This is a genomic window from Orenia metallireducens (genome assembly GCF_003001995.1).
Lineage (GTDB): Bacteria > Bacillota > Halanaerobiia > Halobacteroidales > Halobacteroidaceae > Orenia > Orenia metallireducens_B.
Genome location: NZ_PVNB01000001.1, coordinates 190,661 through 204,339 on the forward strand (window position 1 = coordinate 190,661; position 13,679 = coordinate 204,339).

12 protein-coding genes are annotated in these 13,679 nt (G+C 26.0%); all 12 read right to left on the reverse strand.

Annotation, left to right across the window (positions count from 1 at the left end; genetic code table 11):
- Complete coding sequence (locus BX659_RS00820) at positions 1-1,065, reverse strand: glycosyltransferase family 4 protein (RefSeq protein ID WP_106231505.1); 1,065 nt, start codon at positions 1,063-1,065, stop codon at positions 1-3.
- 404 nt (positions 1,066-1,469) lie between these two features.
- Complete coding sequence (locus BX659_RS00825; RefSeq protein WP_181186397.1) at positions 1,470-2,534, reverse strand: EpsG family protein; 1,065 nt, start codon at positions 2,532-2,534, stop codon at positions 1,470-1,472.
- A gap of 49 nt (positions 2,535-2,583) precedes the next feature.
- On the reverse strand, positions 2,584-3,615 hold the full coding sequence (locus BX659_RS00830) for a glycosyltransferase family 2 protein (protein WP_106231508.1): 1,032 nt from the start codon (positions 3,613-3,615) through the stop codon (positions 2,584-2,586).
- Between the two features lie 17 nt (positions 3,616-3,632).
- Complete coding sequence (locus BX659_RS00835; RefSeq protein ID WP_106231510.1) at positions 3,633-4,712, reverse strand: glycosyltransferase family 4 protein; 1,080 nt, start codon at positions 4,710-4,712, stop codon at positions 3,633-3,635.
- Between the two features lie 59 nt (positions 4,713-4,771).
- Positions 4,772-6,190, reverse strand: a complete 1,419-nt coding sequence (locus tag BX659_RS00840; RefSeq protein WP_106231511.1) for a lipopolysaccharide biosynthesis protein — start codon at positions 6,188-6,190, stop codon at positions 4,772-4,774.
- A complete protein-coding gene (locus BX659_RS00845; RefSeq protein WP_106231513.1) occupies positions 6,183-7,304 on the reverse strand; it encodes a DegT/DnrJ/EryC1/StrS family aminotransferase in 1,122 nt (373 codons plus the stop codon). Before BX659_RS00845 ends, BX659_RS00840 begins: the two co-directional genes overlap by 8 nt.
- The gene (locus tag BX659_RS00850) at positions 7,291-7,869 is read right to left on the reverse strand and encodes an acyltransferase (RefSeq protein WP_106231514.1); all 579 of its coding nucleotides are present in this window, start codon (positions 7,867-7,869) and stop codon (positions 7,291-7,293) included. The genes BX659_RS00845 and BX659_RS00850 overlap by 14 nt, the downstream gene beginning before the upstream one ends.
- The gene (locus BX659_RS00855; RefSeq protein WP_181186398.1) at positions 7,862-8,926 is read right to left on the reverse strand and encodes a TDP-N-acetylfucosamine:lipid II N-acetylfucosaminyltransferase; all 1,065 of its coding nucleotides are present in this window, start codon (positions 8,924-8,926) and stop codon (positions 7,862-7,864) included. The genes BX659_RS00850 and BX659_RS00855 overlap by 8 nt, the downstream gene beginning before the upstream one ends.
- Before the next feature lie 483 nt (positions 8,927-9,409).
- Positions 9,410-10,486: a mannose-1-phosphate guanylyltransferase gene (locus tag BX659_RS00860; protein WP_106231517.1), complete on the reverse strand. Its 1,077-nt coding sequence runs from the start codon at positions 10,484-10,486 to the stop codon at positions 9,410-9,412.
- A gap of 234 nt (positions 10,487-10,720) precedes the next feature.
- Positions 10,721-11,083 (reverse strand): four helix bundle protein, encoded by a 363-nt coding sequence (locus BX659_RS00865; RefSeq protein ID WP_097016488.1) that lies wholly within the window; start codon positions 11,081-11,083, stop codon positions 10,721-10,723.
- A 166-nt stretch (positions 11,084-11,249) separates the two neighbouring features.
- The gene (locus BX659_RS00870; protein WP_097016487.1) at positions 11,250-11,552 is read right to left on the reverse strand and encodes a hypothetical protein; all 303 of its coding nucleotides are present in this window, start codon (positions 11,550-11,552) and stop codon (positions 11,250-11,252) included.
- A 518-nt stretch (positions 11,553-12,070) separates the two neighbouring features.
- A complete protein-coding gene (locus tag BX659_RS00875; protein ID WP_097016486.1) occupies positions 12,071-13,420 on the reverse strand; it encodes an MraY family glycosyltransferase in 1,350 nt (449 codons plus the stop codon).
- Positions 13,421-13,679 lie beyond the last annotated feature (259 nt).

Sequence of the window (13,679 nt, forward strand, 5' to 3'; positions counted from 1 at the left end):
CTAACCTTTTAATACTCTTTTATATAATAGCTTATGTCTTTTCGCAATTTCTTTAGGATGATAAAGTTCTAAATTTGAATATTGAACATCACCTATATCTAAATTATATACTTCCTCCATCTTACTACATAATTCATTTATATCATCTAACTCAAACATATACATCTTACTTCCATGCCTTCTATTAAGTTCAACATTTGTTGGAATATTTGATGCTATTATGGGAATATTAAAAAACATTGATTCTACTATTGGTTTCCCGAACCCTTCATACAAAGATGTAAAAACAAAAGCCATAGCATTTTTATATAAAGATAATAATTCTTCATCACTTACATATGATTTATATATTATATTATCGTTCTTATCTATATATTTCTTGATTTCTTCATAGCCAAGACCTTTTTTTCCAACTAAATATAACTTAGTATCTTTATTGTCTTGTTTTTGAAACTTATCAAAAGCTTTACATAGAAATTTTATATTTTTTCTTCTTTCTAAAACACCTACATATAAAAAGAAATTTTCCTTTTTATTTTTTTGAACATTTGCTTTTAATAACTTCTGTCTTTTTTCGAAAAAACTTTCTCTTACTTCCTGAAATATAACATTAATTTTGTTATCAGCTATATTAAACCTTCTTTTTAACTCGACTTCTATACTCTTTGATGGTACAATTATTGCATCAGAATAATTTATAGCATTTTCAATAGATACTCTTGCATAATATCTATAAAATTTTGATAAAGTTTCTGGAAAATTAAACACTGTAAAATCATGAATTGTTGTAATTTTCTTAATTTTTGTTTTTTTCTTAGGAACATAAAAATTTGTATAGTGAATGCAATCTATATCCTTTCTGTGTAATTCTTTTCTAGAAAAATAAAAAATGTAAGCCACTCTTTTAAATATAGAGGGTAATCTAAAAAAAAACTTACCATACGATGGAATGTCAATTTCACATCCACTTCTTTTTAAGTTTTCAATTAAAACTTTAGTATGCCAACCTATACCTGTTAACTTCTTTTTAGATAAAGTCAAACCATCATCTATTAATATTCTCATATTAATTCTCCTTTATTTTTAATAACAAAATATTTTATAAAAAACCAAATAAAGTAATAAGATTACAACTAATACAATCATTTAATAATAAAGTAATTACTGATAATAATGCATTCATAAAATTATTTCATTTTGCTTTGAAAAAAGAAGAAGTCAATTATATAGCCTATAATTTATTAAAGAAACTAGTTTAAATATATTTGAATTTATTAAATCATGATATATTTACTATAAATATTGAGTATATAACTCCCAAACAACATGGAAAATTAATCACAAATAGCTAGTTAATTCATTTAATTTTCATGTCTAAAATATTAACATAAAGCTAAGATATCTAGATATGATAATTATTCCTAGTAGTTAAATAAACCAAACATTAAGATACTATTTTGATATTTGGTTTAAAATAAAATATTTTTATATTCTAAAAATCTAGGGTCTGCTTTTAAAACTGAAAACATTGAGAAAAAACAATATGCATCTAATAACATTATATAAATTAATTTTAAAAATCTATTTTTAAATAAAAGTAAAAAAGAAGGTAAAATTATTGGTTCAATAACCCCAAAAACATTTGCTAATCTCAACATAATACTAAAATGACTACTATATAACCTGAAAAAAAAGGACCCAAACAACAAAATAAGAATAAGGTTGTAATATTTTAATTTTTTTCTTAATATTCCTTCAAAAAATATAGTCAAAAATAAAATAAACATACTTAGTAATACCCTTACAGAAAATCCTTCTAGCCCAGACCCATAGGATTGACTATAATAGTAATATATAATTTTCCTTGAAATTATATTTTCTCTTGGTAATATTTTAGCAAACTTTAATATTAAAATATTAAAATTAGAGCTCAACAATAGAATAATTAAACTAAAAAAAATTATATAACTTACTTCTTTATTTAATTTTATTTTATTAAAAAAGAATACTGGTAAAAATATAATAGAACTAATATGAAATAAAGAAGCAAAAAAAACCATTAAAATATACTTCAATAATTGCTTTTTTTCTACATATACCAAAGCATTTAATATTATTGACAGTGCCAATGCATTTCTAATTTGAGTCATAGGTTGTAATAAAAATAAATAAGAAATATAAATTAGTATGCTTATTAAAGGGTAAATAGAAAGTTTTTCATATGCTTTAAAAGTCAAAAAAATAGTGATAAAAGCTATAAAAAAAGAAAATAACTCAAAATTATTAATAATATTTTTAAATATTATATTTAAAAAAATATATCCCACTTCCATATTAGTTTTCTTTGCTTCTATAAATACATCACTAATATTAGTTGATACTTCTGTAAACGCTTTTTTATAATTTAAATAATCAGGAGTATTTGACCTTGATGCTACAAAAATAGTTAATATAATTATTATAGCATATAAAATTAATTTTCTATATTTTCTTAAATTTTTAAATACATCAAAATAACCTGCTATACATCCCAATGTTAGTATAGAGAAATATATTATCATCTAATCACCTCAACAAATATTACTATATATTTTTTGATATTTTTTGATATTTTTTATGTCCTTTAAAAAAATCAAATATTCCTTTAATAATATATTTTCTTTTTTTACCATAGTTAATAATCCTGAAAATTCTAGTAGAAATATAAAATAACCAAAATAAAACAATTATAAAAAAATTATCAGTATTTTTATGAACGAAATAAGGTCTATTTCTACTAGAGTAATATAAAGACAAAGATGATAATTTTCCTGTAGTTTTACCTTCTTTATGATAAATAACACTATCTGGATTATAGATTAGCTTATATCCAGCTTTTTGAACTTGATAACAAAAATCAGTATCCTCTAAATATAAAAAATAGTTTTCATCTATCAATCCAATTTCTTTAAAAATATTTGAATTAATCAACCATAAGCACCCTGTTAAAAAACTTACTTCAGTAGAATTCTTAAATCTATTATCATGAAAATGATAACCACTTCCTTTAATTAAACTCATTTTCCCTCCAGCAAAAGCAATTTCTTGGGAATTATCATAATAATATATTTTACCCCCAACTATTCCAATCTTAGTTTCATTTTTAAAACTATCAATTAATGGTTCTACAAATTTATTATCAACTACTGTATCATTATTTAATAACATAATATAATCAGCATTATTTTTTAAAGCATAGTTAATTCCTATATTATTTCCACCAGCAAAACCTAAATTTTTTCCTGAATTTATAATAACTAGTTTTCTATGAGAATCAATTTTCTCTATTTGTTTCTCTTTGCTTTCTTCACCACCATTTTCGGCAGCTAACTTATCATATTCTATATAATTTACTGGCTTTAATCTTTTATTATAATTAATAAATTCACTATTAATTTCAAGAATTCCATTACACCAGTCTTTAATTTTAAATATAGATTTGTCAGTAGAATTGTTATCAACTATTACTACTTTATAATTACTATATGTTATTTGCTGCAGTGATTCTAAACATTCAATTGTATCTTGCCAACCATTATAATTTAAAATTATAATATATATCAATGGCTGTTCCATCTAGTATCCTCCCTTTACTACTTATTAATCCCTAATGCTTTTTCCCACTCATGAGCACAAACCTCTACTTTGTACTCTTTCATAGCTTTTTCAAAAGCATTTTTTTTCAAATGATTTAATAAATCTCGATTATTATATACCTTTTCAAGTCGTTCTTTTAATATAACTGAATTTTTTTGAGGTATTAAAAATCCATTTATATTATTATCTATAATTTCTTTAGGCCCAATACAATCCGTACTGATAACAGTTAAACCACTGGCCATTGCTTCAATAATAACAATACCAAATAACTCTTCCCAAATATCTATCTCATATGAAGGTAATATCAACATGTCGTTATTTCTAAAAATTCTTGCTAATTTATTTTTATCTTTCACTTTACCAAAATAATTTACATTAGATAATAAAAAAACCTCATCTAATATATCCTTATCTGGTCCATCTCCAACTATATTAAATTCAAAGTCTTCTTTAGAAAGTAAATATATAACTTCTTTTATATATTGTAATCCTTTTTCTTCTACTAATCTTCCAACATATAATACTTTTAACTCCTTCTTGTTAAATTCCAAAAAATCATTCCTAGGATAAAATCTCTCAACTTCAACACAATGAGGAATATTATAAATAAAATTACCAAAACCATTCCTCTTTAATTCTTCCCCTGCTTTTTTTGTCACAGTGACTTTTTTTACTTTTTGTAAAAACCTTTCCCACTGTTTATAAATAATTTTATTCCCAATTAAATAATTTTTAGGTTGTTTATTTCTCCCCCAATATGGCCAAGAAGTAAAGTAAAATATATCATGTTTATTAGCTAAAATATTTGCTATAAAGATAAATTTATCATAAGGAGCCATTCCTAGTATAATATTTTGATTTCTCAGGAATAAAAGCTTAATAATTAAAATCAAATTTCTAATAGCTCTTAAAGACTTATTAATCTCAAATTTTATTATCCCTTTCATAAAGGCTTTTATTACATTAAATTCTAAATAAATTATCTCATCTAATTTACCTTTTTCTTTTAAATAATCAACTGCTTTAAAATGTCTAGGCTCTCCATATTCATGTAAAATATATACCTTTTTCAAAATTATTCATCCTTTTTATTAAAATTATTGGTTTTTTATAAAATAATCTCTTATAAAATTTAAATAAATCTATTTAAAAAACCCCTTTTAATAAAGCTATAATTTAATGCTAATATAATTATTGAAATCATTATTCCAATAATTAAGTTTATAATATTCCAGTTATAAAAACTTGAATGAAATGCATATAAAACTAATAAAAATAATATGAAATACGACTTATTTAATTTATAATCTACTTTATAATACTTAAGTGATATATTAGTTCTTAAGGTAAAGAAAACTATATATGATATTCCAGTAGAAATAGCAGCGCCCTTTGCTCCAAAACTAGGTACTAACAACCAATTTCCTGTTAAATTGGTTAGACAAGAAATAACAGCTATTAGAATATGCCACTTTGGCTTTTTTGCAAAATTAATACCTATTACAGTTGTTTCCGAAATAGTATACATTATAGGTATAAATATTAGAAAAGGCATAATCATTGCTGCATCTGCATATTCTAAACCTAACAAGTATATAACAATATCTTTGACCATTATAGTTACTACTGCAATCATAAACATAGTTAATGAAATTAAATTATATATCTTTCTAAAAAAAGCTTTATTTTCAGGGTCATTCTCATATGTCTCTAAACTAACAGGTGTCCAAAATGTTGTAAAAGAAGATTGAATTATATTTAAAATAGCTACAATCTTGAAAGCAGCTGCATATAATCCCAATTCTGAAAAATTGCCCCAATATTTAATAGCAATTCTATCAAAAGATTGGAACAACCAGATAATAAGAGAGGTGAAAAACAAGGGATAACTATATTTAACTATTTGTTTAAAACCATTCTTTAAATCTCTATTACTATATTCAGTAAAAACCCAATATTTACGCCCTAATATTATGGCTACAATAGTCACTATTATAAATGTTGTTGTATGAGAATAAACCATTATCTTATAATTTCTCTTAAGAATATATGCAAATATTATTATAGAAATTAAATTGACTAATTTTATTAGGAGTTTTAATATAGAAAACAATAATCCTTTTTGTTGCATTCTAATTAATAAAGATGCAAATCGATTTAAAAACTGAAAAAATATTACAGAAATCAGGATATAAATTATCCACCTATTTACCTCATTAAATAACATTAATGATATCTTGTCTGCAAATATAACCATTACTATAGCTATAACAATATATAGAACAAAAGGCAACTTAAGGGTATTAAGCAAAAGTAAGCCCCTATCTTCCTCATCTTCTTCATAAAAAAATCTAACAAACGTCTGATCTGTTCCAAAAATTACAAGAATAGAAATAATATTAGCAGCTAGAATAAACATTGAAGCTTTTCCAAATTCATCAGGGGAAAGCAATCTTGTAATAATTGGAGTACTTATAAAACCAATTACAGCCCCTAACCAATCTCCAACTGAAAATGATAAAAATTTATTTAGCAAACTATTTTTATTCATTTTTTATTCCTTTAATTATATCAACAATTTTTTCTATATTATCTATGCTTAACTGTGAATACATTGGTAAAGTAATTATTCTATCTGCTACATATTTAGCATTAGGAGTTTCTTTAATGTTATAATCATCCCTATAACAATCATATTCATTACATAAAGGGTAAAAGTATTTCCGCGGAAAAATATTATACTCATTTAATTTGTCAAACAACTCATCTCGATTTATCCCAAATTCATTTTCATTAATTAAAATAGGAAAATAAGAATAATTATGCTTTACTCCTTCTATATCTTCTAATACTTTTATACCTTTAATATCTTTTAATAATTTCCTATACTCATAAGCTATTTTTTTTCTTTTTTCTATTTCATCATCAATATATTTTAGATTAACTATTCCCATTGCAGCTTGGAATTCATTCATCTTAGCATTTAATCCAACAACTTCTACCTTTTCAGGACCTGTTATACCAAAATTTTTAAATAAATCAAACTTCTCTTTATAGTTATTATTATTATAAGTTAAAATTCCCCCCTCAATAGAATGAAAAACTTTGGTAGCATGCAAACTAAACATAGAAACATCTCCAAAATTACCTACTCCTTTTCCATCTATCTCAACCCCAAATGTATGAGCTGCATCATATATAACCTTCAAATTATATTTTTGTGCTATTTTTCTTATTTTTTTTACATTACAAGGATTCCCAAACACGTGTACAGGAATTATTGCAGAAGTTTGTTCTGTTATTAATTTCTCTATTTTTGTCACATCAATATTGTAAGAAACTAACTCTATATCACAAAACACTGGCTTTAATCCATTCATTTTTATAGCATGTGTTGTAGATGCAAAAGTAAAGGGGGTAGTTATAACTTCTCCCTTTAAATTCAATGACTTTATTGCTATATCTAAAGCTAAATGCCCATTAACAAATAATGTGGAATTTTTAACTTTTAAATACTCACTAACCTTTTTTTTAAATTCATTGTGCAATGGCCCATTATTAGTTAGCCAGTTGCTATCCCATATCTTCTTTATTTCTTTTTTATAATCTTCTATTGGCGGTAAAAAAGATTTTGTTACAAATATAGGTTCCTTAAATTTCTTCATTAATATCACCTTGACTATTTAAAAAAGTTTTTTCTAAATCTAATAAATTCTTTTTTCTAGATTTTAAAATTTTAGCAGGAATTCCAAAATATACTTTCCATTCTTCTGTGCTTTTATTAACTAAACTCATTGCTCCAATAGAAGTCCCTTCTCTTACAACTACTTTTGGCAATATAATGCTACTCGCACCAACTATTGTATGTTTTTCTAAAACTACTTTTCCAGCTTTTATTTTTTTATATTCTTTAGGAATCATTGGATTTGTTAAAGTTCTTCCAGAATAATCATCTGTAGCGCTATATATAGTTACTCTAGATGATAATCCAGAAAAATCTTTTAATTCAATCCCATACTTTCCAAATAATCCACAAAAGGCTGCAACATGAATATAGTTACCTATAGTTAATTCACCACTTAATATACTAAAATCATCAATTCTTACATTATTCCCTATACTGATTTGATCAGGGGTATATATACTTGCTTTTCTACTTATTAAAACATTACTCCCTAAAGACTTAAATCCCACCTGTTCCAATTCTTCTCTTGTATAAAAACTATTCATTGAAATCACCTTTTTTATTAAAAATTTTTTCCCAAACCTTTTTTATATAATTTTCATCAAAAAAAATCACAGCTTTTTTTTGATTATATTCTTTCTTATCATTTTTTTTGAATTTATCATAATTAATGTTCTTTATATCTAAAGTATTATATATATCAAAATCTAACCTATTATTTAAATAGCTCCATGTGCTTACATCATTTCTTATATAAACTTTTGTGCCAAGATATAATAACGCATATATGTTTCCTAAACCTTGTTGCCTTTTATGATTAAATATTGCAATATCAATCTGTGATAAATAGTTAGAATACTCATTGGCAGGTAAAAATTCCATCATACCAATAAATTTATTTTTAAATCTTAATTCTCCATATTCTTTCACTCGCTTAGCATATTTTTGATCACCATAGGAGAGTGGTGCAAAAATTTTTATATTTTCATCTTTAAATTTTTCTAACATATCTAAAATCTCAAAATGATTATTAGTTATATCAGCAGAATTACCTATCTGTATATATAAACTTTTTTTTTCCCGTATAGAATTATTGTCTAATAGCTGGTCTAAATAACTTTTTTTTATAGGATTTATATACATGCCATAATTATATTTAGCTTTCATATTATATACTTTTTGGGCTACTTTATAATCATCAGGAACTAAAGAAGTTATATTGCCTAACTTTTTTATTAAATTCTTCCTTATAACCTCATATATATTACTTTTTAATGTTTTATCTCTATTTTTATAGTAATATAAATCTCCACCCCACATTATCCAATTACACTTTTTTAATAACCATGGTTGTAAAAATAAAAATATCACTATCCATTTATTAAATAGACCATGTAAATAAATTGACTTAGCTTTGTATACTATTTTAAGAAGTTTAAAAATTTGAATTTTGTTTTCTAGTATAAAAAAATTCTCTTCACTGAAAAAGTTAATTTCTTCTTTACTAATATTACTAATAATAAAAAAATAATGTTCTTTTTCATTAAAATTATTGTTTATAAATTTAATATAAGGAATTAAAAATTTACGGTCACAAGCCATAATATGCAAATGATTCAATATATCACCACTCTCTTAATAGATAAATATTTATCTATTCCTTATCACTTGATTTTCTTTTACTACTCAAACCTTTTGCTTTTATTTCTTAGTTTATAGATATTTAGAAAGCTTTTCTGTTTCTTAAACAATCCTTTCATTAATTTAATTGGTTCAACAACGAACTTTGTGATTAATGCCTATTTTATATAAGTTGAACTAATAATTTTTATAAAAGATATAAATCAAAATCTTTTTTGACGCAGACTAAAATCTGACTAAGATCTGATTTAAAACCTTTTATTATTTCATTTCTTATTTTTTAGTCCGCTTTTGTCTGCGTAAATCTGCGTCTAATAATTCTTTTGATTTTAAATTATTTTCACAAAAGTCGTGGAAGAACCATTTAATTTTTATTTTTACATACCTTTCTATTATTAAATTGTAACTTATAAATAATCATAAATTTACTTTAAACATTCCTTTTTAAAGACAATCTTCTAACCCCTTACTCTTAAGCAAATTCCTAATCTCCTTAACCTCCTGTGCCCGCTTCTTATCACAGATCAAAATAGCATCCTCAGTATCAACAATCACTATATCATCTAATCCCACAGTAGTAATAATTTTACCATTACCATGAACAATAGTATTCTTAGTATCAATCCCGATATGATGTCCACGAATTACATTACCATGCTTGTCCCTCTTCTCTACACGTTCTAGAGCAGGCCAGCTACCAATATCATCCCAACCAAAGGAGCCTGGAATCACATAAATATCCTCTGCCTTCTCCATTATACCATAATCTATCGAAATATCAGCTAATTTCTCAAATTCATCCTTGAGAATTTCTACCTCCTGAACTGTTCCAATTGCTGCTTTCATTCTTTCTAATCCTTGATGTAACTGAGGCATATGAAGTTCAAACATCTTACGGATAGTAGAGACCTTCCAGACAAACATCCCACTATTCCAGAGATAGGTTCCTACTTCTAAAAAGCGTTCTGCTTGCTCTCGATTGGGCTTCTCTGTAAAAGCTTTTACTTCAAAAACTTCATGTCCATTAATCTCATTAACTTTATTCTCATAATTAATATAGCCATATCCAGTTTCAGGATGGCTTGGTTCAATCCCAATTGTAACTAGGTTATCTTTTCTTTCAGCTACCTCAACAGCAGCTTGTACAGTATCTAGAAATCTCTCTTCATCTATAATCAGATGATCAGAAGGTAAAACAACCATTACTCCCTCTGGGTCCTTTCTCTCTATATAAAGAGCAGCCAATCCAATACAAGCTGCAGTATTTCTACGCATCGGCTCTACTGTCAGGTTCTCCACTGGAATCTCTGGTAGATGCTCCTGCATCTTCTCTACATACTCTTGGCTAGTAGCAATGAAGATATTATCATGAGCAGTTAGCTTACCGATTCTATCTACTGTAGCTTGAATCATACTCCGGTCCTTATCTACTAGGTTAAGAAATTGCTTCGGTCTGTCCTTACGACTTAATGGCCAGAATCTACTTCCAACTCCACCAGCCATGATTAATGGTGTGATCACTATGCTTCCTCCTATTCTTATTATGAACTCCTAATATTCTGCAACCTTCTTTATTTTTAGTTTACAGTTAACAGTTGACGGTTGACAGTTAAGTTCAAAAGAATCTAAACCAATAATAAGTACATAAAAATCAATTTTGCAACCAAAATTTTAATTCTTTTGTTCTATAAGTTTTATAGGTTTTAACTGTAAACTGTTAACCTTCAACTATCAACCATCTTTATAAGCTGTCAACTAATTGATGGTTTGCTTAGTGGTTTTTAAAATATTATTTAACATCTTAATTAATACTTTAACATCACTTATCATAGAAGTAACAAATTTTTCTTCTAAAATTTCAGTAGCCTCAAACAAATCTAACCAATATTCTGTCTCTCCAGCTTCTTTTAAAGAAATTGAAAGTTTAGCAATAAAGTCTCTTCGACTCTGACCTTCAATCCCTTCTCTAATATTAGCACCAATACTTGTACCAGATCTTAATATCTGTCTAGCTAAATCATACTCTCTTTTCTCATCACATAAATACTTATATAATTTCACTATTCTTACTGAAAAATCAAAAGCCCTATTATATACAATGCTATTTTCTTTACTCACTTCAAAATCTCCTCCTAAAAATTCATATTCATATTAGCTATAATTTCCAGAAGGAACACTTTTATACTTAACTATCTTTTTAACTGTCAACTGTTAACAATCAACCGTCAACTTTAAAGCTTCAATCACTACTTTTTTCGTTTTATAGTAAAACAGTTTCCAACCACTAATTATTTGCGGAATCTCTCTTCTCCGGAGCAGCCTTTAAAATTATAGTATGCTCATGATTTTTGAGTTCCTCTAAATCAACCTCTATCTTATCAACCTTAGCCTTATTAACCTCTTTATTTTCTTCAAGACCTCGCAAAATCTGATACATTTCATTCTGTCTACTATCCATCATATTAAACTTTTCTTCCATTGAATTCAATCTATTTTCTAATCCATCAAATCTATTTTCTAATGAACCCAACCTTTGATTAATATTCTTAATTTCATCTAATATTTGAACTAATATTTGCTCACTCATTACTAGCCAACCCCTTTATTTATCCTAATCTATTCTTTGTATTGTCTAAATATAAAAACCAACTTATTCGTCTATTTTTAGTCTGTGCAAACCTGTCCAATATTCTTTTGATTTTTTATTTATTGAAAATCTATATAGAAACCGATAAAGATTTCATATTAACAGTTATAGTAATACAACAAGCTCAAATGATTTTTTGCAACGAATCTCACGAATTGACGCGAATTAAAATCAAGAGTTTTTAAATCTTTAATTTAATCTATTAATATCCTAATTCGTGTGATTCGCATTAATTCGCACCCCAAGAGTACTTCTTCGGATAAATTACCTCAGGGCGTTGCTAAATTAATTTAAATTCTTTTTCATGTTCTATATATCAGGACGCTGATTAAATTCTGATTCAAAACCTTAACAATCTTTTGTCCTTTATTCGTGTGAATCCGTGTTAATTCGTGGCTAAAATTTTTTTATTTTAGCTCTTTATTCTTTGAATTTAATTGTACATTGTAAACTATCTTTTAAACCTTAAGATTATAATTGATATTCAACAAATTACTCTTTTCATTATCAAAGATATAATTCAAATTCTCTTTATTATACTGATAATTATCAACAATATAGTCGATAATTTCAATTAGCCAATAAACCCTATCTCTTAAAGTTTTATATGTTCTTTGCTCTTTAGTAGCTGCTAACTCATTAAAAGTCTGACTATAAACAAAACTAGGGACTTTAGCCACAAGTTCTTCTAACTGACCTATCTCCTTATGAAAACCTGCTAATTCCAGCTCATCATCAAATACCTTCTCTAACTCAACTAATTTATATCTAATTTCACCAAGAATTTCAATTGGCTCTGCTTTTAAACTATTGCCAAGTCTAATAATTCCAAACTCTTTTAACCATAAGAAGAGTAACATTAAGATTGAAAAGATCAACAATAGATTAGTTAAACTATTGTATCTAGCCAATAAAATAGATGTTAAGCCAAAAACCAATGAAATTAAATAAATAGTCAATACTGTCTGTTTTTGATTTAATCCAAAATTAATAAATCTATGATGAATATGTTCTTTATCTGGAGTAAAAGGATGCTTTCCATTAATTAACCGCCTTGAAAAAGCAAAATTTGTATCAAAAATTGGTACACCTAATGCCAATATTGGAATCAAGTAAGTAACTAATTCTGTACTATTACCTATTGTAAGCAAAGAAATACTGGCTGCAGCATACCCTAAAAACATGCTACCTGTATCTCCCATAAATATCTCAGCAGGATTGAAATTATACTTTAAAAATCCTAAGATTGCACCAGCTAAGAGAACGGACAAACTCACATCTAATAAATTCCCTTGTATTAAACTTACCATAGCAAGAGATAAAACCCCAATTAAAGATACCCCTCCTGCTAAACCATCTAATCCATCTATTAAATTAACTGCATTGATTAATCCTACAACCCAAAACACCGTTAATATTGTCCCAAAAACCTTTATTAAAATAATATCACTTGCAAAGTTAATCTGTAATCCATAAGCTAAGAGAGGAATTGTTGCTAAAATTTGACCTACTAACTTAATCTTTGCCTTTACACCAATTATATCATCTATTATTCCCACAATAATTATGATAGCAGACCCCAATAATATACCCTTGAAATTCGAATTAAAATCTAAGAAAATAAAAGAACTCGTAATAAAAGATATATATATAGCCAATCCTCCTAATCTAGGCATAACATTACTATGAACCTTCCTGTGATTAGGATGATCTACTGCCCCTACTTTATAAGCTAACCTCTTAACTAACGGTGTTAGTAACAAAGACATAGCCAAACTAGACAAAAACATAAAAAAATAACTCCTCACACTTAGCCCCCCTCAATCTTATAATACCAAAACTTATATAAGCTATCAAAAAATCAATTTGTAAAATTAACTAAGAAATAACTAGCAAACACAATTTACCTATTATCTAACGTATTTTACCAAGAATAAATTGCTTTATTATTAAATTTTTTACTTGTAAAAAAATGAATTAACTGTTATTATTATAACAAATAACGGATTATTTTCAAGTTATTTTGAATAAAAATAAAAAAATAAGAATATCTATGAAATAAATGTA

Coding starts and splice junctions, on each gene's coding strand:
- BX659_RS00845 (WP_106231513.1), bottom strand. CDS start 7,304: ATGAAGAAATTTAAGGAACCTATATTTGTAACAAAATCTTTTTTACCG.
- BX659_RS00855 (WP_181186398.1), bottom strand. CDS start 8,926: ATGGCTTGTGACCGTAAATTTTTAATTCCTTATATTAAATTTATAAAC.
- BX659_RS00830 (WP_106231508.1), bottom strand. CDS start 3,615: ATGGAACAGCCATTGATATATATTATAATTTTAAATTATAATGGTTGG.
- BX659_RS00870 (WP_097016487.1), bottom strand. CDS start 11,552: ATGAGTGAGCAAATATTAGTTCAAATATTAGATGAAATTAAGAATATT.
- BX659_RS00840 (WP_106231511.1), bottom strand. CDS start 6,190: ATGAATAAAAATAGTTTGCTAAATAAATTTTTATCATTTTCAGTTGGA.
- BX659_RS00850 (WP_106231514.1), bottom strand. CDS start 7,869: ATGAATAGTTTTTATACAAGAGAAGAATTGGAACAGGTGGGATTTAAG.
- BX659_RS00820 (WP_106231505.1), bottom strand. CDS start 1,065: ATGAGAATATTAATAGATGATGGTTTGACTTTATCTAAAAAGAAGTTA.